The organism is Actinacidiphila bryophytorum (assembly GCF_016916835.1).
Lineage (GTDB): Bacteria > Actinomycetota > Actinomycetes > Streptomycetales > Streptomycetaceae > Actinacidiphila > Actinacidiphila bryophytorum.
In genome coordinates this window covers 151931-175875 of record NZ_JAFFIX010000005.1, presented here as the reverse complement: position 1 = coordinate 175875, position 23945 = coordinate 151931, and the positions used below count along the sequence as shown (strand labels likewise).

Genomic DNA, 23945 nt, shown 5'->3' with positions numbered 1-23945 from the left:
GCGGAGGGTCGTCCTCGTAGTGGGCCTACTCGGACGACTCCGACAACGCAGCGAGCGTGCGTGCCAGGCGTCGCGGGGCAGGCGGGACTTCCACAACACGGCCTAGTCAGCCGCCGGGCGCTGCCGCTATGTTCACACCCTGACCGAGGGGAGCGGGGGACATGGGAGCCGTCGTGGCGCTGCTGGTCGTGGCAGCGGTGATCGGCCTGATCGGGCTGCGCAGCAGCGTCCGGGTCGTCAAACAGTACGAGCGCGGTGTCGTCTACCGCTGGGGCCGGGTCAACCCGGTGCCGAAGGAACCCGGGCCGCGCATGGTGATGCCGTTCGTGGACCGGATGACCAAGGTCAACATGCAGGTCGTCACCATGCCGGTGCCCTCCCAGGAGGGCATCACCCGCGACAACGTCTCGGTACGGGTCGACGCCGTCCTCTACTTCCGGGTCGTCGACCCGATCCGGGCGACCGTGGACGTGCAGAACTACCAGTTCGCCATGCTCCAGGTCGCCCAGACCTCGCTGCGGTCGATCATCGGCAAGAGCGACCTGGACGACCTGCTGTCCGGGCGGGAGATGCTGCACGAGGGCCTGGAGCTGATGCTGTCCACGCCCGCCACCGGGTGGGGCGTGCACATCGACCGGGTCGAGATCAAGGACGTGGCGCTGCCGGAGTCCATGAAGCGCTCCATGGCGCGGCAGGCGGAGGCGGACCGCGAGCGGCGGGCCAGGATCATCACCGCGGACGGCGAACTCCAGGCCTCGGTCAAGCTCTCCGAGGCGGCCAAGGCCATGGACGCCAACCCGGCGGCGCTGCAGCTGCGCATGCTGCAGACGGTGGTGGAGGTCGCGGCCGAGAAGAACTCGACGCTGGTGCTGCCCTTCCCCGTCGAGCTGCTGCGCTTCTTCGACCGCGCGGCCCAGGGCTCGGGCGCGTCCGCGCCCGCCGCGCCGCAGGCGGGCGGGAAGCCGGCCGCGGGCAAGGACCTGGCGGCGGGGGAGGAGCCCGCCGAGGTCGAGCAGGGCAAGGGCGGCCGCGGCGAGCTGCCGGGCACCGCCGGCTCGCCGCTGCAGATCCCCGACCCGCGCAGCTCCGAGGAGTAGCCGCAGGGGCGCTCAGAACAGCGGGGCCGTCGGGAAGCGGGGCGGTCAGAACAGCGGGGCCGGGAGCACGCCTTCCAGCGCCAGCAGCTGCCGCTTGATCTCCAGGCCGCCGCCGAAGCCGCCTATGCCGCCGCCGCTCTCCACCACCCGGTGGCAGGGCACCACCACCGGGAGCGGATTGGCCCCCATGGCCGCGCCCACCGCACGGGCCGCGTCGGGCTCGCCGACCCGGTCGGCCAGGTCCTGGTAGCTGGCGACCTGGCCGTACGGCACGCTGCCGGCCAGCTCGCGCAGCACCCGCCGCTGGAAGCCGGTGACCAGCGACCAGTCGAGCGGCAGGTCGAAGTCCTTGCGGGTGCCGGCGAAGAAGTCGTCCAGCTGCCCGGTCACCGGCGCCAGGGCCGCCGCGTCCTCGACCGGGGTGCACCCCAGCCGGCGGCCCACCGCCGCCACCGCACGCGCGGACGTCTCCTCGTCGGCCCGGAAGACGACGAGGACCAGGCCCTCCTCGGTGGCCGCGAGCAGCAGCGGGCCGATGGGCGCCTCGTAGCGGGTCCAGACAGCACTGGTCATGCGGGCAAGCCTAGGGGGAGGGTCTGACAGAGCCCGATTGTCGGTGGGGGGTCGTACGGTGGTGGCATGCGGCCCGTATCAGACATCGAACGCACTGTGGCGCCTTTCGAGGTCGTCAGTCCCTTCCAGCCCAGCGGCGACCAGCCCACTGCCATCGACGACCTGGAGCGGCGTATCCGCGCAGGTGAGAAGGACGTGGTGCTGCTCGGCGCCACCGGCACCGGCAAGTCCGCCACGACGGCGTGGATGATCGAGCGGCTGCAGCGCCCCACCCTGGTGATGGCGCCGAACAAGACCCTGGCGGCGCAGCTGGCCAACGAGTTCCGCGAGCTGTTGCCGAACAACGCGGTCGAGTACTTCGTCTCGTACTACGACTACTACCAGCCCGAGGCGTACGTCCCGCAGACCGACACCTACATCGAGAAGGACTCCTCGATCAACGAGGAGGTGGAGCGGCTCCGGCACTCCGCCACCAACTCCCTGCTGACCAGGCGTGACGTCGTCGTGGTCGCGTCGGTGTCCTGCATCTACGGCCTGGGCACCCCGCAGGAGTACATCGACCGGATGGTGCGGCTCAAGGTCGGCGACGTCGTCGACCGCGACCAGCTGCTGCGCCGCTTCGTCGACATCCAGTACACGCGCAACGACATGGCGTTCACCCGCGGCACCTTCCGGGTGCGCGGCGACACCGTGGAGATCTTCCCGGTTTACGAGCAGCTGGCCGTGCGGATCGAGATGTTCGGCGACGAGATCGAGGCGCTGTACACGCTGCACCCGCTGACCGGCGAGGTCATCACCGAGGACGAGCAGATCTACGTCTTCCCCGCCACCCACTACGTGGCAGGCCCCGAGCGCATGGAGCGGGCCATCGCCGGCATCGAGAAGGAGCTGGAGGGCCAGCTCGCGCTGATGGAGAAGCAGGGCAAGCTGCTGGAGGCGCAGCGGCTGCGGATGCGCACCACGTACGACATCGAGATGATGCGGCAGATCGGCAGCTGCTCGGGCATCGAGAACTACTCGCGGCACATCGACGGCCGCGAGCAGGGCAGCGCACCCGACACCCTCATCGACTACTTCCCCGAGGACTTCCTGCTGGTCGTCGACGAGTCGCATGTGACCGTGCCGCAGATCGGCGCGATGTACGAGGGCGACGCGTCCCGCAAGCGCACCCTGGTCGACCACGGCTTCCGGCTGCCGTCCGCGCTGGACAACCGGCCGCTGAAGTGGGAGGAGTTCCTGACCAGGGTCGGCCAGACCGTGTACCTGTCGGCGACGCCGGGGACGTACGAGATGTCCCGCGGCGACGGTGTCGTGGAGCAGATCATCCGCCCGACCGGCCTGATCGACCCCGAGGTCGTGGTCAAGCCCACCGAGGGCCAGATCGACGACCTGGTGCACGAGATCCGGCTGCGCACGGAGAAGGACGAACGCGTCCTGGTCACCACGCTGACCAAGAAGATGGCGGAGGACCTCACCGACTACCTGCTGGAGCTGGGCATCCAGGTCCGCTACCTGCACAGCGACATCGACACCCTGCGCCGGGTCGAGCTGCTGCAGGAGCTGCGGGCCGGCGAGTACGACGTGCTGGTCGGCATCAACCTGCTGCGTGAGGGCCTCGACCTGCCCGAGGTGTCGCTGGTGGCGATCCTGGACGCCGACAAGGAGGGCTTCCTGCGGTCGGGCACCTCGCTGATCCAGACCATCGGCCGCGCGGCGCGCAACGTGTCCGGCCAGGTCCACATGTACGCCGACCGGATCACCCCGGGCATGGAGCGGGCTATCGAGGAGACCAACCGGCGCCGCGAGAAGCAGATCGCGTACAACGCCGAGCGCGGGGTCGACCCGCAGCCGCTGCGCAAGAAGATCGCCGGCATCCTCGACTCCTTCGCCCGCGAGGACGCAGACACCGAGGAGCTGCTGGGCTCCGGCCGGCAGCGCTCGCGCGGCAAGGCGCCGGTGCCGGGGCTGTCCGCGAAGTCCGGCAAGCGCACGAAGGAGGCGCTGCCCGCGGAGGAACTGGCCGACCTCATCGGGCAGCTGACCGACCAGATGCACGCGGCGGCGGCGGAGCTGCAGTTCGAGGTCGCCGCCCGGATCCGGGACGAACTGGGAGACCTGAAGAAGGAGTTGCGCCAGATGCGGGATGCGGGAATGGCATGACCTCGGGGTAAATCGGTGCCGGACGAACCGGGATACGGTCGGCCCGCGTCTTGTTAGGGTGCGGGGCAACAACCGCACACATCAGGTGACGGGTGAGAGGGGCAAGCGCGTGACGGTCAACATGACCAAGGGCCAGAAGATCAGCCTGAGCAAGGCCGACGGAGGCTCGTTGACGGCAGTCAGGATGGGGCTCGGCTGGAAGGCGGCGCCGCGCCGCGGCCTGTTCGGCAGCCGGACCCGGGAGATCGACCTGGACGCCTCCGCGGTGCTCTTCGCCGACAAGCAGCCGGTGGACGTGGTGTTCTTCCGCCACCTCACCAGCGACGACGGCTCCGTCCGGCACACCGGCGACAACCTGGTCGGCGGTGTCGGGCAGGGCGGCGACGACGAGTCGATCATCGTGGACCTGTCCCGGGTCCCGGTGCACGTCGACCAGATCGTCTTCACCGTCAACTCCTTCACCGGCCAGACCTTCGCCGAGGTGGAGAACGCCTTCTGCCGGCTGGTGGACGAGACCAACGGCCAGGAGCTGGCCCGCTACACCCTGACCGGCGGCGGCGCCTACACCGCGCAGATCATGGCCAAGGTGCAGCGCGGTGCGGCCGGCTGGTCGATGACGGCGATCGGCACCCCGGCCAACGGCCGGACGTTCCAGGACCTGATTCCGGCCATCCTCCCCGCCCTCTGACGGCGGGCCGGGCCGGACGGCCGTAACAGCTCAACCACCACAGGAACAGGAAGACGGGGGCGGCGGACATGACGGCCGAACTGGTCCGGGGGCAGAACCATCCGCTGCCAGGCAACCGGCTGGAGATCCGGGTGTCGGCGGGCACACCGGTGGTGGCCGCGGTCACCCTGGGCGACGAGGCGGGCCGGGTCGTCGGCGACGGGGAATGGCTCGCCCATCCCGGCGCGCCGCAGCTGGCCGGGGTCGAGGTGCCGCGGCAGGCCGCGGCCGACCACCGGCTCGCGGTGGACCTCGGCGCGATGCCGCCCGACGTGCACCGGGTGCATGTGCTGCTCGCGCTGCCCGGCGCCGCGGCCCGCCCGGGCGCGCCCGCCGACTTCGGCGCCGCCCCCGCACCCCGGCTCGCGGTGACCACCCCCGACGGCTCGGCGATCGCCGGTTTCACCATCACCGGGCTCGGCGCGGAGACGGCCCTGCTGGCCGTCGAGCTGTACCGCCGCCAGTCGGCCTGGAAGGTCCGCGCGGTCGGCCAGGGCTACGGCGGCGGCCTGCCCGCGCTGTTCCTCGACCAGGGGGTGCCCGACCCGTCGGCCACCGCGGAGGCCATCCACACGGCGGTGGGCCGCGAGCAGGCCCGCTCGATCGACCTCCCGGCCCCGCAGGCCGGCGCCGCCGCGGGCGGCACCGGTTCCGTGGACTACCGGCGCCGCGACCGCCAGGACACCTCCGGGGGCGGGACGGCGGCGGGCACGGCTGGGGCTTCCGCCGGTGGGCCGGGCGCCGGGAGCGGCGCCGCACCGTCCGGGGCGACCGCGCCCGGCGGTCCCGTCGACTACCGGCACCCGCGGCGGCGCACCGCGTCCGCCGCCTCCGCCGCCGGACCCGTGCCGCCGCCGCGGCCCGCGTCGCCCCCGACGCCGCCTCCGCCCGCCGACGCGCCCCGCGTGCCGGTGGCGGGGGACGCGGCCGGGCGCTCCATGGAGGAGCGGCTGTACAACCAGGTCTGGGGCATGTTCGAGGACCTGTCGCGTACGGTCGCGGCCTACCGCAGCGCCGCCGACTTCGCCGAGTCGCGCTTCGAGCAGGAGCTGGACCGGCTGCTGGCCGACCCGCGCACCCGCGGCGGCCCGGCGGCCGAGGCGGCCCGCGAGGCCGCGCAGGGCAAGCAGGCCGCCCTGGTCGACCAGGCGCGGGCGGTGCTCGACCGGGACCTGGCGCAGCTCACCGCGGAGGCCGAGGCCGTCGAGCCGGCGCTGCCGCCGGAGTTCGCCGGCTGGGAGAACCCGGTCTGGCACGCCTACCGGGTGCCGGGAAGGCTGCCGCTTGCGGTGCGCCTGGGCAGCCTGACCCTGCCGGAGGCCCCGGAGCTGCGCATCCCGCTGCTGAGCCGGCTTCCGCTGGAGCGCGGCCTGTGGGTGGACAGCGCGGAGAACCGCAGGGCGGCCATGGACGCCGCGGTGGCGATAGCCGCCCGGCTGCTCGCCTGCCACCCGGTGGGCGCCTTCGCGCTGCACGCCCTTGACCCGGCCGGCTCCGGCGCGACCGCGCTGGCCCCGCTGCACGCCGGCGGCGCGCTGGTGCTGCCGCCGCCCGCCGCGGGCGCGGCCGGGGTCAGCGACCTGCTGACCCGGCTCACCGAGCGGGTGGACCTGATCCAGATGGCCAGGCGCGGCGGCGCCGCCGACGACCTGCCGCCGGGCTTCGACACCGCGGAGCAGCTGCTGATCGTCAACGAGTTCCCGTACGGCTTCGACGACCGCTCGGTCAACCAGCTGCGCTACCTCGCCGACGAGGGACCCTCCGCGGGTGTGCACCTGCTGGTGGTGGCCGACCGGGAGGACGCCTCGGCGTACGGTCCGGTGCTCGACCCGCTGTGGCGCGCGCTGCTGCGGCTGACCCCGCTGCCCAGCGACCACCTCGCCGACCCGTGGGTGGGGCACGCCTGGACGTACGAGCCGCCGCTGGTGCCGCAGGGCAGCCGGGTGCTCGCCGACGTACTCCGCCAGCTCGCCGCGGCCCGCCCGGCGTACGGCACCTGACACCGCCCGTCACGGCACGCGGCACCTGGCACCCCCCACCCCGACACCACACCTGACCTGGAGACTTGGAAACTCCTTTACTTTCCTTTGGTGGTTCGTTGGGCATTCGTGTACGGTTCTTTGACCGAGTCTTTTCGACCCGCCGGAGGACCTGTGGACGTCTCCCTCGCCCTCTGGGTGCTGACCATCGCCGGGCTGTGCGCGCTGATCGGCGCGGACTTCCTGGTCGGCCGCACCCCGCACGACGTTTCCGTACGCGAGGCGGGTCTGTGGACCGCCGTCTGGGTGGTCCTGGCCGCCCTCTTCGGCCTCGGCCTGCTGCTCTTCGCCGGCGGACAGCCCGCGGGGGAGTTCTTCGCCGGGTACATCACCGAGAAGTCGCTGAGCGTCGACAACCTCTTCGTCTTCGTCCTGATCATGGGCAAGTTCGCGGTGCCCTCGCACTACCAGCAGCGCGTCCTGCTGGTCGGGGTGCTGATAGCGCTGGTGCTGCGGGCCGTCTTCATCGCCGCCGGCGCCACCATCGTCGCCAGCTTCTCCTGGGTCTTCTTCGTCTTCGGCGCCTTCCTGATCTGGACCGCGTGGAAGCTGGTCAAGGAGGCCCGCACCGAGCAGCACGAGGACCCCGAGTTCGAGGAGAACCGGCTCCTCAAGATGGTCGAGAAGCGGGTGCCCGCGACCGACCGCTACCACGGCACCCGGCTGTTCGTCACACAGAACGGCAAGCGGCTGATGACGCCGATGCTGGTCGTGATGCTGGCCATCGGCACCACCGACGTGCTCTTCGCCCTGGACTCGATCCCGGCGATCTTCGGCCTGACCCAGGACCCCTACATCGTCTTCACCGCCAACGCCTTCGCCCTGATGGGACTGCGCCAGCTGTACTTCCTGATCGGCGGGCTGCTCAAGAAGCTGGTCCACCTGTCCTACGGGCTGTCGATCATCCTCGGCTTCATCGGCGTGAAGCTGGTGCTGCACGCGCTGCACGAAGCAGGCGCCCACGTCCCGGAGATCTCCATCCCCGTCTCCCTCGGCGTCATCGTGACCGTCCTCGCGGTCACCACCGCCACCAGCCTGCTCGCCACCCGGCGCGTCCAGCAGGCCGCCGCCGAGGCGGAAGCGGACACGCCGAGCAGCACGCCCGACCAGCGCATAGGCGCCTGACCTCCCCCTGCGCGCCCCGCGCCGCGCCCCGGGGTCTACGGTGGCCCCGTAGCGGACGGTAGACGTGGAAAGGCGCGGATGTGGCGAGCCCCCAGGCCCTCCCCGAGCTGACCGGAGCCCGGTATCTCGACGCCTGGCAGATCGACACGGCCGCGCTGGCCGCCGTCGTGCTGCTCGGCGCCTGCTACGCCTACGGGGTACGCCGGCGGCGCCGAGCCGGGCAGCGGTGGCCGCTGTGGCGCACCGCCGCCTTCTACCTGCTCGGCCTCGGCACACTGGTCGTCGCCACGATGTCCTCGCTCGCGGTCTACGACCGGGTGCTCTTCTGGCCCGCGGCCGTGCAGAACATCCTGCTCGACCTCTTCGCCCCGCTCGGCCTGGCACTCGGCGATCCGCTGGGGCTCGCCGACCCCGACGGGCGGCTGCACCGCGCCTTCACCTCCCGGCCGGTCCGCGCACTGACCTACCCGCTGGTCAGCTCGCTGCTCGTGCTCGCCTCCGAGCTGACCATCTACTTCACGCCCTACTTCGCCACCGCGCTGGGCAATCCGCTGGTCCGCCAGTTGATGCATCTGCAACTGCTGCTCACCGGCAGCCTGTTCGTGCTGCCGATGCTCAGCCGGCAGGAGATGCTGCCCCGCTGGTGCAGCCACCCCGTTCGGGCCGCCCTGGTCTTCCTCGACGGGCTCTTCGACTCCGTGCCAGGCATCGTCGTGATGACCAGCGGCACGCTGGTGGCCGGCCACTGGTACGCCGCCCACCCCCGCACGTGGGGACCCAGCGTGCAGCACGACCAGATGCTCGGCGGCGGACTCATGCTCACCCTCGCCGAACTCGTCGGCCTGCCTTTCATCCTGCTGGTCTTCGCGGAATGGTGGCGGGCCGAGCGCACGAAGACGGCCGAGCTGGACGCCCGGCTCGACAGCGAGGCCCTCGCGGCCTCCCCCGCCCCTGTCCCGGGGGCCGCCCCCGTCCTCCCCGAAATGACCCGCCCCTGGTGGGAAACCGACCCCGGCGAAGTCGGCACCCGCATGCGACGCCCCCGCTGACGGCACCCCTTCGGCAAGGGGGCAACCACCAGGCGCGCGGGGAACTGCGCGCCCAGCCCTCCCCCAGGGCTTTGCCTGGGGGCGCCCCCATCTCGCTTCGCTCGCGGCCGGTGGTATGTCTCCGACAGGAACAGCCCCTTTGGGTCGGTGACGACCCGCGCCCCGGTGGGGGCTGGGCGCGCAGTTCCCCGCGCCCCTGTGTGCTCGGCCCCGCCGAAGAGGCACCCCCCTCAGCCCGCGGCCAGCGGATGGCTCGGCTCCGCCGAAGAGGTACCCCCCGAGCCGGGTGGGGGCGGGCCGTAGGTCGCGGACAGGGTGCGGGCGGTGGTGGCCAGGAGCGAGCGGAGGTGTGGAGGCGCGAGCACCTCCACGTCGGCGCCCAGGGAGAGGAAGAAGGCGTGGGCCTGGCCCACGGACTCGATGGGGAGCACGGCCCGGCGCCAGCCGTCCGCCTCGGCCACTCCCGTGGCCTCAAGGGCACGGGCGGCGGCGCCGGTGAGAAGCGCGGCGCCCCGCGCAGACAGCCGCACCTCCGCCTCGCCGGCGTACAGGCGCGCGTGGAAGTCCTCCTGCGAGCGCCGCCAGTGCCCGGCGAGGTCGAAGTCCGCGGGCACCTCGAAGCCCTCCTCGGTCACGGTGAGGTCGAGGATCTGGTCGACCCGGTAGGTGCGCGGGCCGGGGCCTGCGACGGCGTACCAGCGGCCGGCCTTGAGCACGAGGCCGTACGGTTCGAGCCGCCGGTCGACGTCGGTGGGCTCCTTCCACCGGCGGTAGCGCACGTCGAGGACCCGGCTGTTCCAGACGGCGTCGGCGACCTGCGGGAGGAAGGGCACGTCGGCGTCGGCCGCGTACCAGCCGGGTGCGTCGAGGTGGAAGCGGGTGCGCATCCGGTCCGCCTGCTCGCGCAGCTCCTGCGGCAGTGCGGCCCGCAGTTTGAGCTGGGCGGCGGCGAGCGCGGGGCCGAGGCCGAGTTCCGCGGCGGGGCCGGGCGCCCCGGACAGGAAGAGCGCCTCGGCCTCGCCGGCGTTGAGCCCGGTGAGCCGGGTGCGGTAGCCGGCGAGCAGCCGGTATCCGCCGCTGTGCCCGGCGTCGCCGTACAGCGGCACCCCGGCGGCGTGCAGCGACTCCACGTCCCGGTAGACGGTGCGCGCGGAGACCTCCAGCTCGGCGGCCAGCTCGGCGGCGGTCATGCGCCCGCGGGTCTGGAGCAGCAGCAGGATCGACAGCAGTCGGCTGGACTTCACCGACACAGGGTGTCAGTGAAGCGGCCGTACGGTCCACCCATGGCTTTCCGCGAGAAGTTCCTCACCGTGCCGCCGCCGATCGAGTCGGGCGGCCGGGTGGTCAAGCGCTACCACGTCACCGCCGACCCGGCGGGCATCGCGCCGGACGTCGAGAAGGCGGCGTACGCGATGCTGCCCGACCTCCTCCCGGAGGACGACGGCACTCCCGGCGCGGCCTTCGTCGTCCTGCACAGGGGAGGGGACGACGGGGCGTACCTGAACGCCTACACGTGGGCGTGGGACAACGCGCTGCACTTCGCGGGAGCCGTGGCGGGGCAGCCGGTCCTCGGCTGCCCCGACCAGGACCCGACGCACTTCGTACCGCTGCGCTCGCGGCTGATCGGCTGCGTGTGGGAGCTGCCGCCGATCCTGCACGAGCGCGACGCGTGGGTCCGCCACGTCCTGACCCCCGACCGGCCGGACCTGGCCGGCTACGCCAACGACTCGCTGCCCGCGGGCAGCACGGGAGACCGCACGTGAACGACTTCGACTTCTTCACCGGCACCTGGGACGTCGCCAACCGCCGGCGCACCGACTTCCTCGACCCGGACAGCGCCTGGGAGGACTTCCCCGGTGTCAGCACCGCGTCCCGGCACTTCGGGGGCGGCGCGCACTTCGACGAGATCGCCTTCCCCACCAAGGGCACCGCGGGCCTGACGCTGCGCCTGTACGACCCGGCGCGCGAGGAGTGGTCGCTGTACTGGTCGTCCAGCAGCACGGGTGTGCTCTTCCCGCCGGTGAGCGGCCGCTTCACCGACGGCACCGGCGTCTTCCACGGCGAGGACTCCTACGAGGGCAAGCCGGTGACGGCCCGCTTCGTGTGGTCCGGTATCACCGCGGACGCGGCCCGCTGGGAGCAGGCCTTCTCGGTGGACGGCGGCGAGAGCTGGCTGACCAACTGGGTCATGGAGCTGACCCGCCGCTGACCGCCGGGGGCGGCGTCACCAGCCGCGGGCGCGCCACTCGGCCAGGTGCGGGCGCTCGGCGCCGAGGGTGGTGTCGTCGCCGTGGCCGGGGTAGACCCACGTCTCGTCGGGCAGCGCGTCGAAGAGCTTGGCGGTGACCCCGTCGAGCAGCGAGGTGAAGGCCGCCGGGTCGTCGTGGGTGTTGCCGACCCCGCCGGGGAAGAGGCAGTCGCCGGTGAAGACGTGCGGGTGGCCGTGCGGGTCGTCGTAGACCAGCGCGATGCTGCCCGGGGTGTGGCCGACCAGGTGGCGGGCGGTCAGGGTGATCCGGCCGACCTGGACGGTGCCGAGGTCGTCGACCGGCACGTCGGTGGGGACGGGGATGCCCTCGGCGTCCTCGCGGCCCGCGTACGTCCGGGCGCCGGTCGCCTCGACCACCGCCCGCAGCGCCTGCCAGTGGTCGCCGTGCCGGTGGGTGGTGACCACCGAGGCCAGCCCGTCGGCTCCGACCAGGTCGAGCAGGGTGGCCGGCTCCTCCGCCGCGTCGATCAGCAGCTGCTCGCCGGTGGCGCGGCAGCGCAGCAGATACGCGTTGTTGTTCATCGGGCCGACCGCGACCTTGCTGATGATCAGATCGCTGAGTTCGTGCACGTCGGGGGCGCCGCCCACCGTGACCTGTCCGCTGTACGCCATGGCGTCAGCCTAGCGGCGGCAGCACCGGGAGTACGGCTCCCGCGGGGCTGACGTCGAGCCCGCCGCCGCTGCTGCGTCCGCTGACCCAGGCCAGCAGGGCGCGGGCGGGGCCCGAGACGGTCAGCTCGGGCTCCTCGGCGGCGCCCAGGTCCCAGGAGCTGCCGGTGCCGGTGTCCCGCAGCCGCACCGCGGCCACGCCCTCGTGGGCGGTGAGGCCGTCCACGACCCAGGCCAGTTCGCGGTCGGCGAAGTCGGCCGGCAGGTCGTCGGGGGAGTGGCCGGCGTCCAGGTCGACGTGGTGCAGCCGCACCTCGATCAGCCGCCGCCAGGGGATCTCGGCCGCGGCGACGACCCGACCCGAGCGCATGGCGACCTGGGTGGCCCAGGCGGCGGGCGGCAGCGCGGCGACCGCGTCGGCGAACCGGTCCGCGGACTGGCGCAGGTCGGCCAGCTGCTCGGCCGGCGGGCGGCCTGCGCCCGTCTCGATGTCGCGGTCGCGGGTCGCCTCGTCGGCGTACATCGGGGTCTCCTCGCCGGTGCCGGCCCAGGTCAGCAGGTTCACCAGGGCGTCGGCGTTGCGGGCGATGTGGGACAGCACGTGGCCGCGGCTCCAGCCGGGCAGCAGCGACGGGCCTGCCAGCTCCTCCGCTGACAGCTTGGCCGCGGTGTCGAGCAGCTGCTCGGTCGCCGCGGCCACCTCGGCCGCATCGGCATCGGGGTCGGGTCGTTGGACGGTCACGGGCGCTCCCGGTGGGTCGCTGGCGGTACGGGCATCAGGTTTCCGTATGCCCAGCCGTACCGACAGCGATGCGCACCACACGATCGGGTGAACCTGGCAGCCGGACCCGGTGAATCGAATGCACGTGCTATATGGTCGTTGTGTCGCAACCACCGCGACAGGAAGAAAACCCGAGCGCACCCCGTTTAGGCTGACTGGGGGGTGTGGTCTCTCCCCCCGCTTCTAGGAAAGGTGCGCACTGGCGTGGCCGATCGACTCACCGTCCGTGGCGCTCGCGAGCACAATCTGAAGAACGTCTCGCTGGAGCTGCCCCGGGACTCGCTCATCGTGTTCACCGGCCTGTCCGGTTCCGGCAAGTCCTCGCTGGCGTTCGACACGATCTTCGCCGAGGGCCAGCGCCGGTACGTCGAGTCGCTCTCGTCCTACGCGCGGCAGTTCCTCGGCCAGATGGACAAGCCGGACGTCGACTTCATCGAGGGCCTGTCGCCCGCCGTCTCCATCGACCAGAAGTCCACCTCGCGCAACCCGCGCTCGACCGTCGGCACCATCACCGAGGTCTACGACTACCTGCGGCTGCTCTTCGCCAGGATCGGCAAGCCGCACTGTCCCGAGTGCGGCCGGCCGATCTCCCGGCAGTCGCCGCAGGCCATCGTGGACCGGGTGCTGGAACTGGAGGAGGGCAGCCGCTTCCAGGTGCTCTCGCCGCTGGTGCGCGAGCGCAAGGGCGAGTTCGTGGACCTCTTCGGCGACCTGCAGACCAAGGGCTACAGCCGGGCCAGGGTGGACGGCGCGACCGTCCAGCTCACCGACCCGCCGAAGCTGAAGAAGCAGGAGAAGCACACCATCGAGGTGGTCGTGGACCGCCTGACGGTCAAGGACTCGGCCAAGCGCCGGCTCACCGACTCGGTGGAGACCGCGCTCGGGCTGTCCGGCGGCATGGTCATCCTGGACTTCGTGGACCTGCCGGAGGACGACCCGCAGCGCGAGCGGATGTTCTCCGAGCACCTGTACTGCCCCTACGACGACCTGTCCTTCGAGGAGCTGGAGCCGCGCTCCTTCTCCTTCAACTCGCCCTTCGGCGCCTGCCCCGACTGCACCGGCATCGGCTCGCGCATGGAGGTCGACCCGGAGCTGATCGTCCCCGACGACCAGAAGTCGCTGCAGGAGGGCGCCATCGCGCCCTGGACCGGCGGCATGTCCAAGGGGTACTTCGAGCGGCTGGTCGACGGCCTGGCCACCGAGCTGGGCTTCCGCACCGACATCCCCTTCGCGGGACTTCCGGCCCGGGCCAAGAAGGCACTGCTCTACGGCCACAAGTCCGAGGTCCGCGTCGCCTACAAGAACCGCTACGGCCGCGACCGGGTGTACAACGCGCACTTCGAGGGCGCGGTGCCGTTCGTCAAGCGCCGGCACCAGGACTCCGAGAGCGACTCCAGCAGGGAGCGCTTCGAGGGCTACATGCGCGAGGTGCCCTGCCCCACCTGCGAGGGCAGCAGGCTCAAGCCGATCGTGCTCGCGGTCACCGTGCAGGACCGCTCGATCGCCGACGTCTCCGCGATGTCGATCAGCGACTGCGCCGAGTTCCTGGGCGCGATGAAGCTGGACGCGCGGGACCGCAAGATCGCCGAGCGGGTCCTGAAGGAGGTCAACGAGCGGCTGCGCTTCCTGGTCGACGTCGGCCTGGACTACCTCTCGCTCAACCGGGCCGCGGGCACCCTGTCCGGCGGCGAGGCCCAGCGCATCCGGCTCGCCACCCAGATCGGCTCCGGCCTGGTCGGCGTGCTCTACGTGCTGGACGAGCCGTCCATCGGGCTGCACCAGCGCGACAACCACCGGCTGATCGAGACCCTGGTGCGGCTGCGCGACCTGGGCAACACGCTGATCGTGGTGGAGCACGACGAGGACACCATCAAGACCGCCGACTGGGTCGTCGACATCGGCCCGGGCGCAGGCGAGCACGGCGGCAAGGTCGTGCACTCCGGGTCGCTCAAGGAACTGCTGACCAACGACGAGTCGCTGACCGGGCAGTACCTGGCCGGCAAGCGGTCCATCCCCACGCCCGACATCCGCCGCCCGGTCGACCGCAAGCGGCGGCTGACCGTGCACGGCGCCCGCGAGCACAACCTGCAGGACATCGACGTGTCCTTCCCGCTGGGCGTGCTCACCGCGGTGACCGGTGTGTCGGGCTCCGGCAAGTCCACCCTGGTCAACGACATCCTCTACACCCACCTGGCCCGCGAGCTGAACGGCGCCCGCAGCGTCCCCGGCCGCCACACCCGGGTCGAGGGCGACGACCTGGTGGACAAGGTCGTGCACGTCGACCAGTCGCCGATCGGCCGCACCCCGCGTTCCAACCCGGCGACGTACACCGGGGTGTTCGACCATGTGCGGCGGCTGTTCGCCGAGACGATGGAGGCCAAGGTCCGCGGCTACCTGCCCGGCCGCTTCTCCTTCAACGTCAAGGGCGGCCGCTGCGAGAACTGCGCGGGCGACGGCACCATCAAGATCGAGATGAACTTCCTCCCCGACGTGTACGTGCCCTGCGAGGTCTGCCACGGCGCCCGCTACAACCGGGAGACACTGGAGGTGCACTACAAGGGCAAGTCCATCGCCGAGGTGCTGGACATGCCCATCGAGGAGGCGCTGGACTTCTTCGAGGCGGTGCCCACCATCGCCCGGCACCTGCGCACCCTGCACGAGGTCGGCCTGGGCTACGTACGGCTCGGGCAGTCCGCGCCGACGCTGTCCGGCGGCGAGGCGCAGCGCGTCAAGCTGGCCTCGGAGCTTCAGAAGCGCTCCACCGGCCGGACCGTCTACGTGCTGGACGAGCCCACCACGGGTCTGCACTTCGAGGACATCAGCAAGCTCATCAAGGTGCTGTCGGGACTGGTCGACAAGGGCAACTCGGTGATCGTCATCGAGCACAACCTCGACGTCATCAAGACCGCCGACTGGGTCGTCGACATGGGCCCCGAGGGCGGCAGCGGAGGCGGCCTGGTCGTCGCCGAGGGCACCCCCGAGCAGATCGCGGGCATCCCGGCCAGCCACACCGGCAAGTTCCTGCGCGACGTCCTGGGCGCCGAGCGGATCAGCGACGCGGCGGTGCCCGCGCCCCGCAAGCGCGCGGCGGCCAAACCGGCCGCCAAGACCGCGGGCGCGGCCAAGAAGGCGGCAGTGCCCCGGAAGAAGGCCGCCAAGGCATAGGCACAGCCAGGGCACGTAAGGTACGGGTCGCACGGCACCGTGCGGAACCCGTACCACCTGGAGCACCTATGACCAGCGAGATGCCCGCCTGCCGCCGGACCGTCCTGCGGGGCGTGGCACTGGCGGGGGCGGCCGGCGTCGGGCTGACCGCCTGCGGCGGCAAGAACGGCTCGGCCGCCGGCCCCGACAAGGCCGTCGAGCTGGGCGCGGCGAGCGAGGTGCCGGTCGGCGGCGCCAAGCTGTACCGCAACGACAAGGTCGTGGTGTCGCAGCCGCAGCAGGGCACGTTCAAGGCCTTCAGCGCGGTGTGCACCCACCAGGGCTGTGTGGTCGACTCGGTGGACGGCACGACCGTCTCCTGCCCCTGCCACGGCAGCCAGTTCGACGCCGAGACCGGAGCCGTCGTCCAGGGGCCGGCGACCAAGGCGCTGCCCGCCGTGTCCGTCACGGTCGCGGGCGGCAGGATCACCGCGGGACCTGCGAGCTGACCGGCGGGCCGGCCGGTCCCCGCACCCCGGAATGCGGGGTTCGGGGACCCCGAGCCTGACCCCGGTTTGTCGCATCCCGCCAGTAGGGTGGGAAACATGGCAGACCCCAGCAGCTACCGACCGAAGCCGGGCCAGATCCCCGACTCTCCCGGGGTCTACAAATTCCGGGACGAGCACGGCCGGGTGATCTACGTCGGCAAGGCGAAGAGCCTGCGCCAGCGGCTGTCCTCGTACTTCCAGGACATCACCAACCTCCACCAGCGCACCGCCACGATGGTGACGACGGCCGCCGCCGTGGAGTGGACGGTCGTCTCCACCGAGGTCGAGGCGCTGCAGCTGGAGTACTCCTGGATCAAGGAGTTCGACCCGCGGTTCAACGTCAAGTACCGCGACGACAAGAGCTATCCGTCCCTCGCGGTCACCATGAACGAGGAATTCCCGCGCGTCCAGGTCATGCGCGGCCCCAAGCGCAAGGGCGTGCGCTACTTCGGGCCGTACGCGCACGCGTGGGCGATCCGCGAGACCGTCGACCTGCTGCTGCGGGTCTTCCCGGTCCGCACCTGCTCCGCCGGGGTCTTCAAGCGCTCCGCCCAGATCGGCCGGCCCTGCCTGCTCGGCTACATCGGCAAGTGCTCGGCGCCCTGCGTCGGCCGGATCAGCGAGCCCGACCACCGCGAACTGGCCGAGGAGTTCTGCGACTTCATGGCCGGCCACACCGGCACGTATCTGCGCCGGCTGGAGCAGCGCATGAAGGACGCCGCCTCCGCGATGGAGTACGAGCAGGCGGCCCGGCTGCGCGACGACCTGGAGGCACTGCGCCGCGCCATGGAGAAGAACGCGGTGGTGCTCGCCGACGCCACCGACGCCGACCTGATCGCGGTCGCCGAGGACGAACTCGAAGCGGCCGTGCAGATCTTCCACGTCCGCGGCGGCCGGGTCCGCGGCCAGCGCGGCTGGGTCACCGACAAGGTCGAGGCGGTCGACACCGCCGACCTGGTCGAGCACGCCCTGCAGCAGCTCTACGGCGACGAGACCGGCGACGCCGAGCAGTCCGGCGGCAGCGGCGGAGTGCCCAAGGAGGTCCTGGTCCCGGCGCTGCCCCGGCCCGCAGAACCGGTCGCCCAGTGGCTGTCGGACCGGCGCGGCTCCCAGGTGAGCCTGCGGGTGCCGCAGCGCGGCGACAAGAAGGACCTGATGGCCACCGTGCAGCGCAACGCGCAGCAGGCGCTGGCCCTGCACAAGACCCGCCGCGCCTCCGACCTGACCACCCGCTCGCGGGCGCTGGAGGAGATCGCCGCGGCCCTCGACCTGGACACCGCGCCGCTGCGGATCGAGTGCTACGACATCAGCCACCTGCAGGGCGACGACGTCGTCGCCTCGATGGTGGTCTTCGAGGACGGCCTGGCCCGCAAGAGCGAGTACCGCCGCTTCCAGATCAAGTCGTTCGCCGGGCAGGACGACGTGCGCTCCATGCACGAGGTCATCTCCCGGCGCTTCCGCCGCTACCTGCTGGAGAAGCAGAAGACCGGCGAGTGGGAGCCCGACCAGCCCCAGCAGCCGCAGACCGGTGAGGTCGCCGCGGACGAACCCGTGGGCGGCCCCATCGACCCCGACACCGGCCGGCCGCGCAAGTTCGCCTACCCGCCGCAGCTGGTGGTCGTCGACGGCGGGCAGCCGCAGGTCGCCGCGGCCCGGCGGGCGCTGGACGAGCTGGGCATAGCCGACGTCTTCGTGTGCGGCCTGGCCAAGCGGCTCGAAGAGGTCTGGGTGCCGGGCGACGACGACCCGGTGATCCTGCCGCGCAGCAGCGAGGGCCTCTACCTGCTGCAGCGGGTCCGCGACGAGGCGCACCGCTTCGCCATCGGCTACCAGCGCAGCAAACGCTCCAAGTCCATGAAGGCCGGCGCCCTGGACGCGGTGCCGGGCCTGGGCGAGACCCGCAAGCAGGCACTCCTGAAGCACTTCGGCTCGCTCAAGCGGCTGCGCGCGGCGACCGTCGAGGAGATCTGCGAGGTCCAGGGGATCGGCCGCCGCACGGCGGAGACGGTCGCCGCGGCCCTGGCGTCCGCGGCCCCGGCCGCACCCGCGGTGAACACCGCAACCGGCGAGATCATCGAAGACGACGACCGCAGGACCGCACCGCCGGCGGAATCCGGCCGACAACATCGGGGGAAGAGCACATGAGCGAGCAGGACGAACAGGACATCACGCATATGACCAGCAGCGGAGCGGGCGAAGCGCAGGCCATTCCCGAACTGGTGATCATCTCCGGCATGTCGGGAGCCGGCCGCAGCACCGCGGCCAAGTGCCTGGAGGACCTGGGCTGGTTCGTGGTCGACAACATGCCGCCGGCCCTCATCCCGACCATGGTGGACCTCGGCGCCCGCTCCCAGGGCAACGTGGCGCGGATCGCGGTCGTCGTGGACGTGCGCGGCCGGCAGTTCTTCGACAACCTCAGGGAGTCGCTGGCCGACCTGGAGGCCAAGCACGTCAAACGCCGGGTGATCTTCCTGGAGGCCTCCGACGACGCGCTGGTGCGCCGCTTCGAGTCGGTGCGCCGCCCGCACCCGCTGCAGGGCCAGGGCCGCATCGTGGACGGCATCGTGGCCGAGCGCGACCTGCTGCGCGAGCTGCGCGGCGACGCCGACCTGGTGGTCGACACCTCCAGCCTGAACGTGCACGAACTGCGCGCCAAGCTCGACGCGCAGTTCGCCGGTGAGGAGGAGCAGGAACTCCGGGCCACCGTGATGTCGTTCGGATTCAAGTACGGGCTGCCCGTCGACGCCGACCTGGTCGTGGACTGCCGCTTCCTGCCGAACCCGCACTGGGTTCCCGAGCTGCGCCCCTTCACCGGGCTCAACGACGAGGTGGCCACGTATGTGTTCAACCAGCCCGGCGCCAAGGAGTTCCTTGACCGGTACGCCGAGCTGCTGCACATCATCGCCGCCGGCTACCGGCGCGAGGGCAAGCGGTATGTGACCATCGCCGTCGGCTGCACGGGTGGGAAGCACCGCAGCGTGGCGATGTCGGAAAGGCTGGCCGCACGGCTGGCGGCGGACGGAGTGGAGACGGTGACGGTGCACCGGGACATGGGGCGCGAGTGATCATGACGGGTCGGCGACAGCGCCGCCTTGGCCGTACGGGTACGGGCCGCGGCCGCGGCGTGCCGCCGAAGGTCGTCGCCCTGGGCGGCGGCCACGGCCTTGCCGCCTCGCTGGCGGCGCTGCGACGGATCACCGGTGACCTCACCGCCGTGGTCACCGTCGCCGACGACGGCGGTTCCAGCGGGCGGCTGCGCAGCGAGATGGGGGTGCTGCCGCCGGGCGACCTGCGCAAGGCGCTGGCCGCGCTGTGCGGCGACGACGAATGGGGGAAGACCTGGTCGCAGGTCGTGCAGCACCGCTTCGTCAGCGGCGGCGACCTGCACGGCCACGCGGTCGGCAACCTGCTGATCGTCGCCCTGTGGGAGCAGCTCAACGACGAGGTCGCCGCCCTGGAGTGGGTCGGCCGGCTGCTCGGCGCGCACGGCAGGGTGCTGCCGATGTCCGCGGTGCCGCTCGACCTGCACGCGGTGGTGCGCGGCCACGACCCGGCGGAGCCGGACGCGGTCTCGACGGTGCGCGGCCAGGCCACCGTCGCCCTCACCCCCGGTGAGGTGCAGGAGGTCAAGGTGGAGCCCGCCGACCCGCCGGCGGTGCCTGAGGCCGTCCAGGCGGTCCTGGATGCCGACTGGGTGGTGCTCGGACCGGGCTCCTGGTTCTCCTCGGTGATCCCGCACCTGCTGGTGCCGGAACTGGCCGACGCCCTGATGACGACCAGGGCGCGCCGGGTCCTCACCTTGAATCTGGCGCCGCAACCCGGCGAAACCGCCGGATTTTCTCCGCAGCGTCACTTGGAGGTTTTGGGGCGACACGCCCCTAAACTCACCATCGACGTGGTTCTCGCCGACGAGGCCGCCGTCCCGGACCGTGACAGCCTCGAAGAGGCCGCACTGCGGTTGGGCGGCACGGTCGAGCTGGCCCCGGTCGCCGCCCCCGACGGGCCGCGGCACGACCCGGAGCTGTTGGCCGCCGCGTATGACCGGATTTTTCGTATGCGTGGAAGGATCGGCCCATGGCGATGACGGCAGCGGTGAAGGACGAGATCTCCCGGCTCCCCGTCACCCGGACCTGCTGCCGCAAGGCGGAGGTCTCGTCGATCCTCCGCTTCGCCGGCGGCCTGCACCTGGTGAGCGGCCGGATCGTCATCGAGGCGGAGCTGGACACCGGGATCGCCGCGCGGCGGCTCCGCAAGGACATCCTGGAGATTTTCGGCCACTCCTCCGACCTGGTCGTGATGGCGCCGGGCGGGCTGCGCCGCGGCAGCCGGTACGTGGTCCGGGTGGTCGCCGGCGGTGACCAGCTGGCCCGGCAGACCGGCCTGGTCGACGGCCGCGGCCGCCCCATCCGCGGGCTGCCCCCGCAGGTCGTCTCCGGCGCCACCTGCGACGCCGAGGCCGCCTGGCGCGGCGCCTTCCTCGCGCACGGTTCGCTGACCGAGCCCGGCAGGTCCTCCTCGCTGGAGGTGACCTGCCCAGGACCCGAGGCCGCCCTCGCCCTGGTCGGCGCCGCCCGCCGGCTGCAGATCCCGGCCAAGGCCCGCGAGGTGCGCAACGTCGACCGCGTCGTCGTACGCGACGGCGACGCCATCGGCGCGCTGCTCACGCGGCTCGGCGCGCACGACTCGGTGCTGGCCTGGGAGGAGCGCCGGATGCGGCGCGAGGTCCGCGCCACCGCCAACCGGCTCGCCAACTTCGACGACGCCAACCTTCGGCGGTCGGCCAGGGCCGCCGTCGCGGCCGGCGCCCGGGTCCAGCGGGCGCTGGAGATCCTCGGCGAGGAGGTCCCCGAGCACCTTGCCGCGGCCGGGCGGCTGCGCATGGACCACAAGCAGGCCTCTCTCGAGGAGCTGGGCTCGCTCGCCGAGCCCCCGCTGACCAAGGACGCCGTCGCGGGAAGGATCAGGCGCCTTCTCGCGATGGCCGACAAGCGGGCCTCCGACCTCGGCCTTCCCGGCACCGAGGCCAGCCTCACCGATGAGATGGTCGGCTGATAGCTCAGCCACTCTCTCCGGCGCGTCCCGGGTGCTCCCGGGTGCCCCCGAAGGGGCGCGGGGAACTGCGCCACCAGCCCCCACCGGGGGCGCGGGTCGTCACCGTCCGAAAGGGGCTGTTCGGTCCGTGCCGGACCACCGGCCGGCGAGCGAAGCGAGTGGGGGCACCCCCAGGCGAAGCGCTGGGGGAGGCTGGGCGCGCAGTTCCCCGCGCCCCTTCGGGGCGCCCCCCCCGTGGGAGCGGGCGGGGACGTGTCCGGAGGGGGTCGGGTGATGTCACCCGGGGGACAGGGGCGAGGTAGGGTCGGGGGTGGTCGGGGACATCCCATATTTCGCAGCCGGAGTGGAATCCGGCGACTGAGCGAGGAGATCGGTTCGTGACGATCCGGGTAGGCATCAACGGCTTTGGCCGCATCGGTCGTAACTTCTTCCGCGCCGCCCTGGAGCAGGGCGCGGACATCGAGATCGTGGCTGTCAACGACCTGGGTGACACCGCGACCACGGCGCACCTGCTGAAGTACGACACCATCCTCGGTCGCCTCAAGGCCGAGGTGACCCACACCGCAGACTCCATCACGGTCGACGGCAAGACCATCAAGGTCCTTGCCGAGCGCGACCCGTCCGCCATCGCGTGGGGTGAGCTGGGCGTCGACATCGTCGTCGAGTCGACCGGCATCTTCACCAAGGCCGCTGACGCGGGCAAGCACCTCGCGGGCGGTGCCAAGAAGGTCATCATCTCGGCGCCCGCCACCGACGAGGACATCACCATCGTCATGGGCGTCAACCAGGACGAGTACGACGCCGCGAACCACAACATCATCTCGAACGCCTCGTGCACCACGAACTGTGTGGCGCCGATGGCGAAGGTGCTGCTGGAGAACTTCGGCATCGTCAAGGGCCTGATGACCACGGTCCACGCGTACACCAACGACCAGCGGATCCTGGACTTCCCGCACAAGGACCTGCGCCGCGCCCGCGCCGCCGCGGAGAACATCATCCCGACCACCACGGGCGCCGCCAAGGCCACCGCGCTGGTCATCCCGCAGCTCAAGGGCAAGCTGGACGGCATCGCGATGCGCGTGCCCGTCCCGACCGGCTCGGTCACCGACCTGGTGGTCGACCTGGAGCGCGAGGTCACCAAGGACGAGGTGAACGCCGCGTTCCTGAAGGCCGCGCAGGGCCAGCTCAAGGGCATCCTGGAGTACACCGAGGACCCGATCGTGTCCTCGGACATCGTCAACTGGCCGGCGTCCTGCACCTTCGACTCGTCCCTGACCATGGCGCAGGGCAAGACGGTCAAGGTCATCGGCTGGTACGACAACGAGTGGGGCTACTCCAACCGCCTGGTGGACCTCACGGTCTTCGTCGGCAACCAGCTCTGACCGGGTAACCGGCAGGCCGGCCAGCAGCCGACACGCACAGCGATGTGAGGGACAGGGTCCGACCGGGCGCGACGGAGCGCCGGGCCGGACCCTGTCTCCGTGCCAGCCCACTCGTATCAGACGGAGAAACCGCAGAAGATGAAGACGATCGACGACCTCATCGGCCAGGGGCAGGTGGCGGGCAAGCGGGTGTTCGTCCGCGCCGACCTGAACGTGCCGCTCGCGGGAGCGACCATCACCGACGACGGCCGGATCAGGGCCGCCGTACCGACGATCACCAGGCTCGCCGAGGCCGGCGCCAAGGTGATCGTCGCCTCGCACCTGGGCCGCCCCAAGGGCGAGCCCGACCCGCAGTTCTCGCTGGCGCCGGTGGCGGCGCGGCTGGGCGAGCTGCTGGGCAAAGACGTGGCGTTCGCCGCCGACACCGTCGGTGACAGCGCCCGCGCCACCGTGGCGGGCCTGGCGGACGGCCAGGTCGCGCTGCTGGAGAACCTGCGCTTCAACGCCGGCGAGACCGCCAAGGACGACGCCGAGCGCGGCGCCTTCGCCGACGAGCTGGCGGCGCTCGCCGACACCTACGTCGGCGACGGCTTCGGTGCGGTGCACCGCAAGCACGCGTCGGTCTACGACCTCCCCGCCCGGCTGCCGCACGCCGCGGGCGGTCTGATCGCCACCGAGGTCGGGGTGCTCAGGAAGCTCACCGAGGACGTCACACGGCCGTACGCGGTCGTCCTTGGCGGCTCCAAGGTGTCGGACAAGCTCGGGGTGATCGACCACCTGCTGGAGAAGGCCGACCGCATCCTGGTCGGCGGCGGCATGGTCTTCACCTTCCTCAAGGCCCAGGGCCACGAGGTCGGCAAGAGCCTGCTGCAGGAGGACCAGCTGCCCGTGGTGCGCGAGTACCTGGCGCGGGCCGAGGCCAGGGGCGTGGAGTTCGTGCTGCCGGTCGACGTGGTCGGTGCCACCGGGTTCCCCGACCTCAAGACGCTGGCGCCGTCCTCGCCGGTCACCGCGGCCGTGGACGCGATCCCCGGGGACCTGATCGGTCTGGACATCGGCCCGGAGTCCCGCAAGCTCTTCGCCGCGAAGCTCGCCGACGCCGCCACGGTCTTCTGGAACGGCCCGATGGGCGTCTTCGAGCACCCGGACTACGCCGACGGCACCCGTGCGGTCGCCCAGGCGCTGATCGACTCCCCGGCCTTCACGGTCGTCGGCGGCGGCGACTCGGCCGCGGCCGTCCGCATCCTGGGCTTCGACGAGAACGCTTTCGGCCATATTTCCACCGGCGGCGGCGCGAGCCTGGAATACCTCGAAGGCAAGACCCTGCCGGGTCTTGCCGCACTTGAGGGCTGACGCCCGAGCTCCTGGAGTGGCCGACCGAGGAACGAGG

20 protein-coding genes are annotated in these 23945 nt (G+C 71.9%); 16 read left to right on the top strand and 4 right to left on the bottom strand.

The features are described from left to right. Positions 1–161 precede the first annotated feature (161 nt). Positions 162–1097 carry a slipin family protein gene (locus tag JT723_RS10040; RefSeq protein ID WP_205044172.1) on the top strand — a complete coding sequence of 312 codons (936 nt, stop codon included), beginning with the start codon at positions 162–164 and terminating at the stop codon, positions 1095–1097. A gap of 45 nt (positions 1098–1142) precedes the next feature. Here the strand turns inward: JT723_RS10040 and JT723_RS10035 are convergent, their stop codons facing one another. Beyond that, positions 1143–1670: a methylated-DNA--[protein]-cysteine S-methyltransferase gene (locus tag JT723_RS10035; RefSeq protein ID WP_205044171.1), complete on the bottom strand. Its 528-nt coding sequence runs from the start codon at positions 1668–1670 to the stop codon at positions 1143–1145. A 66-nt stretch (positions 1671–1736) separates the two neighbouring features. Here JT723_RS10035 and uvrB point away from each other — a divergent pair, with 66 nt between their 5' ends. The 5 genes from uvrB to JT723_RS10010 all read left to right on the top strand — a co-directional run bounded on the left by uvrB (position 1737) and on the right by JT723_RS10010 (position 8770). After that, on the top strand, positions 1737–3830 hold the full coding sequence (gene uvrB, locus JT723_RS10030; RefSeq protein ID WP_205044170.1) for an excinuclease ABC subunit UvrB: 2094 nt from the start codon (positions 1737–1739) through the stop codon (positions 3828–3830). Between the two features lie 109 nt (positions 3831–3939). Then, positions 3940–4518, top strand: coding sequence for a TerD family protein (locus tag JT723_RS10025; RefSeq protein WP_205044169.1), 579 nt, complete (start codon positions 3940–3942; stop codon positions 4516–4518). Between the two features lie 68 nt (positions 4519–4586). Further along, positions 4587–6557 carry a TerD family protein gene (locus JT723_RS10020; RefSeq protein ID WP_205044168.1) on the top strand — a complete coding sequence of 657 codons (1971 nt, stop codon included), beginning with the start codon at positions 4587–4589 and terminating at the stop codon, positions 6555–6557. Positions 6558–6710: 153 nt separating this feature from the next. Further along, a complete protein-coding gene (locus JT723_RS10015) occupies positions 6711–7721 on the top strand; it encodes a TerC family protein (protein ID WP_205044167.1) in 1011 nt (336 codons plus the stop codon). An 80-nt stretch (positions 7722–7801) separates the two neighbouring features. Then, the gene (locus JT723_RS10010; RefSeq protein WP_205044166.1) at positions 7802–8770 is read left to right on the top strand and encodes a cytochrome c oxidase assembly protein; all 969 of its coding nucleotides are present in this window, start codon (positions 7802–7804) and stop codon (positions 8768–8770) included. A gap of 230 nt (positions 8771–9000) precedes the next feature. On the opposite strand, the gene JT723_RS10005 is transcribed toward JT723_RS10010, so the two are convergent. Continuing rightward, positions 9001–10014: a helix-turn-helix transcriptional regulator gene (locus JT723_RS10005; protein ID WP_205044165.1), complete on the bottom strand. Its 1014-nt coding sequence runs from the start codon at positions 10012–10014 to the stop codon at positions 9001–9003. 39 nt (positions 10015–10053) lie between these two features. Here JT723_RS10005 and JT723_RS10000 point away from each other — a divergent pair, with 39 nt between their 5' ends. Both JT723_RS10000 and JT723_RS09995 read left to right on the top strand, forming a co-directional pair. Beyond that, positions 10054–10533: a hypothetical protein gene (locus JT723_RS10000; RefSeq protein WP_205044164.1), complete on the top strand. Its 480-nt coding sequence runs from the start codon at positions 10054–10056 to the stop codon at positions 10531–10533. Continuing rightward, positions 10530–10979 carry a hypothetical protein gene (locus JT723_RS09995; RefSeq protein WP_205044163.1) on the top strand — a complete coding sequence of 150 codons (450 nt, stop codon included), beginning with the start codon at positions 10530–10532 and terminating at the stop codon, positions 10977–10979. Before JT723_RS10000 ends, JT723_RS09995 begins: the two co-directional genes overlap by 4 nt. Positions 10980–10994: 15 nt before the next feature. On the opposite strand, the gene JT723_RS09990 is transcribed toward JT723_RS09995, so the two are convergent. Both JT723_RS09990 and JT723_RS09985 read right to left on the bottom strand, forming a co-directional pair. Then, positions 10995–11651 (bottom strand): MBL fold metallo-hydrolase, encoded by a 657-nt coding sequence (locus JT723_RS09990; protein WP_205044162.1) that lies wholly within the window; start codon positions 11649–11651, stop codon positions 10995–10997. Between the two features lie 4 nt (positions 11652–11655). Further along, entirely contained in the window at positions 11656–12390 is a 735-nt protein-coding gene (locus JT723_RS09985; RefSeq protein ID WP_205044161.1) for a maleylpyruvate isomerase family mycothiol-dependent enzyme, read from the bottom strand. Between the two features lie 231 nt (positions 12391–12621). Between JT723_RS09985 and uvrA the strand changes: the two genes are divergently transcribed. From uvrA to JT723_RS09945, 8 genes are all read left to right on the top strand, one after another. After that, positions 12622–15594, top strand: a complete 2973-nt coding sequence (gene uvrA / locus JT723_RS09980; protein WP_205044160.1) for an excinuclease ABC subunit UvrA — start codon at positions 12622–12624, stop codon at positions 15592–15594. A 68-nt stretch (positions 15595–15662) separates the two neighbouring features. Continuing rightward, on the top strand, positions 15663–16082 hold the full coding sequence (locus tag JT723_RS09975) for a Rieske (2Fe-2S) protein (protein ID WP_205044159.1): 420 nt from the start codon (positions 15663–15665) through the stop codon (positions 16080–16082). A gap of 96 nt (positions 16083–16178) precedes the next feature. Beyond that, on the top strand, positions 16179–18266 hold the full coding sequence (uvrC, locus tag JT723_RS09970) for an excinuclease ABC subunit UvrC (protein ID WP_205044158.1): 2088 nt from the start codon (positions 16179–16181) through the stop codon (positions 18264–18266). A gap of 29 nt (positions 18267–18295) precedes the next feature. Beyond that, a complete protein-coding gene (gene rapZ / locus JT723_RS09965) occupies positions 18296–19186 on the top strand; it encodes an RNase adapter RapZ (RefSeq protein ID WP_205044348.1) in 891 nt (296 codons plus the stop codon). A 2-nt stretch (positions 19187–19188) separates the two neighbouring features. Further along, positions 19189–20205, top strand: a complete 1017-nt coding sequence (locus JT723_RS09960) for a gluconeogenesis factor YvcK family protein (RefSeq protein WP_205044157.1) — start codon at positions 19189–19191, stop codon at positions 20203–20205. Next, positions 20196–21173 carry a DNA-binding protein WhiA gene (gene whiA / locus JT723_RS09955; protein WP_205044156.1) on the top strand — a complete coding sequence of 326 codons (978 nt, stop codon included), beginning with the start codon at positions 20196–20198 and terminating at the stop codon, positions 21171–21173. The genes JT723_RS09960 and whiA overlap by 10 nt, the downstream gene beginning before the upstream one ends. Positions 21174–21550: 377 nt before the next feature. Then, positions 21551–22555, top strand: a complete 1005-nt coding sequence (gap, locus tag JT723_RS09950; protein WP_205044155.1) for a type I glyceraldehyde-3-phosphate dehydrogenase — start codon at positions 21551–21553, stop codon at positions 22553–22555. Positions 22556–22693: 138 nt separating this feature from the next. Then, on the top strand, positions 22694–23908 hold the full coding sequence (locus JT723_RS09945; RefSeq protein ID WP_205044154.1) for a phosphoglycerate kinase: 1215 nt from the start codon (positions 22694–22696) through the stop codon (positions 23906–23908). The last annotated feature ends 37 nt before the right edge of the window (positions 23909–23945 follow it).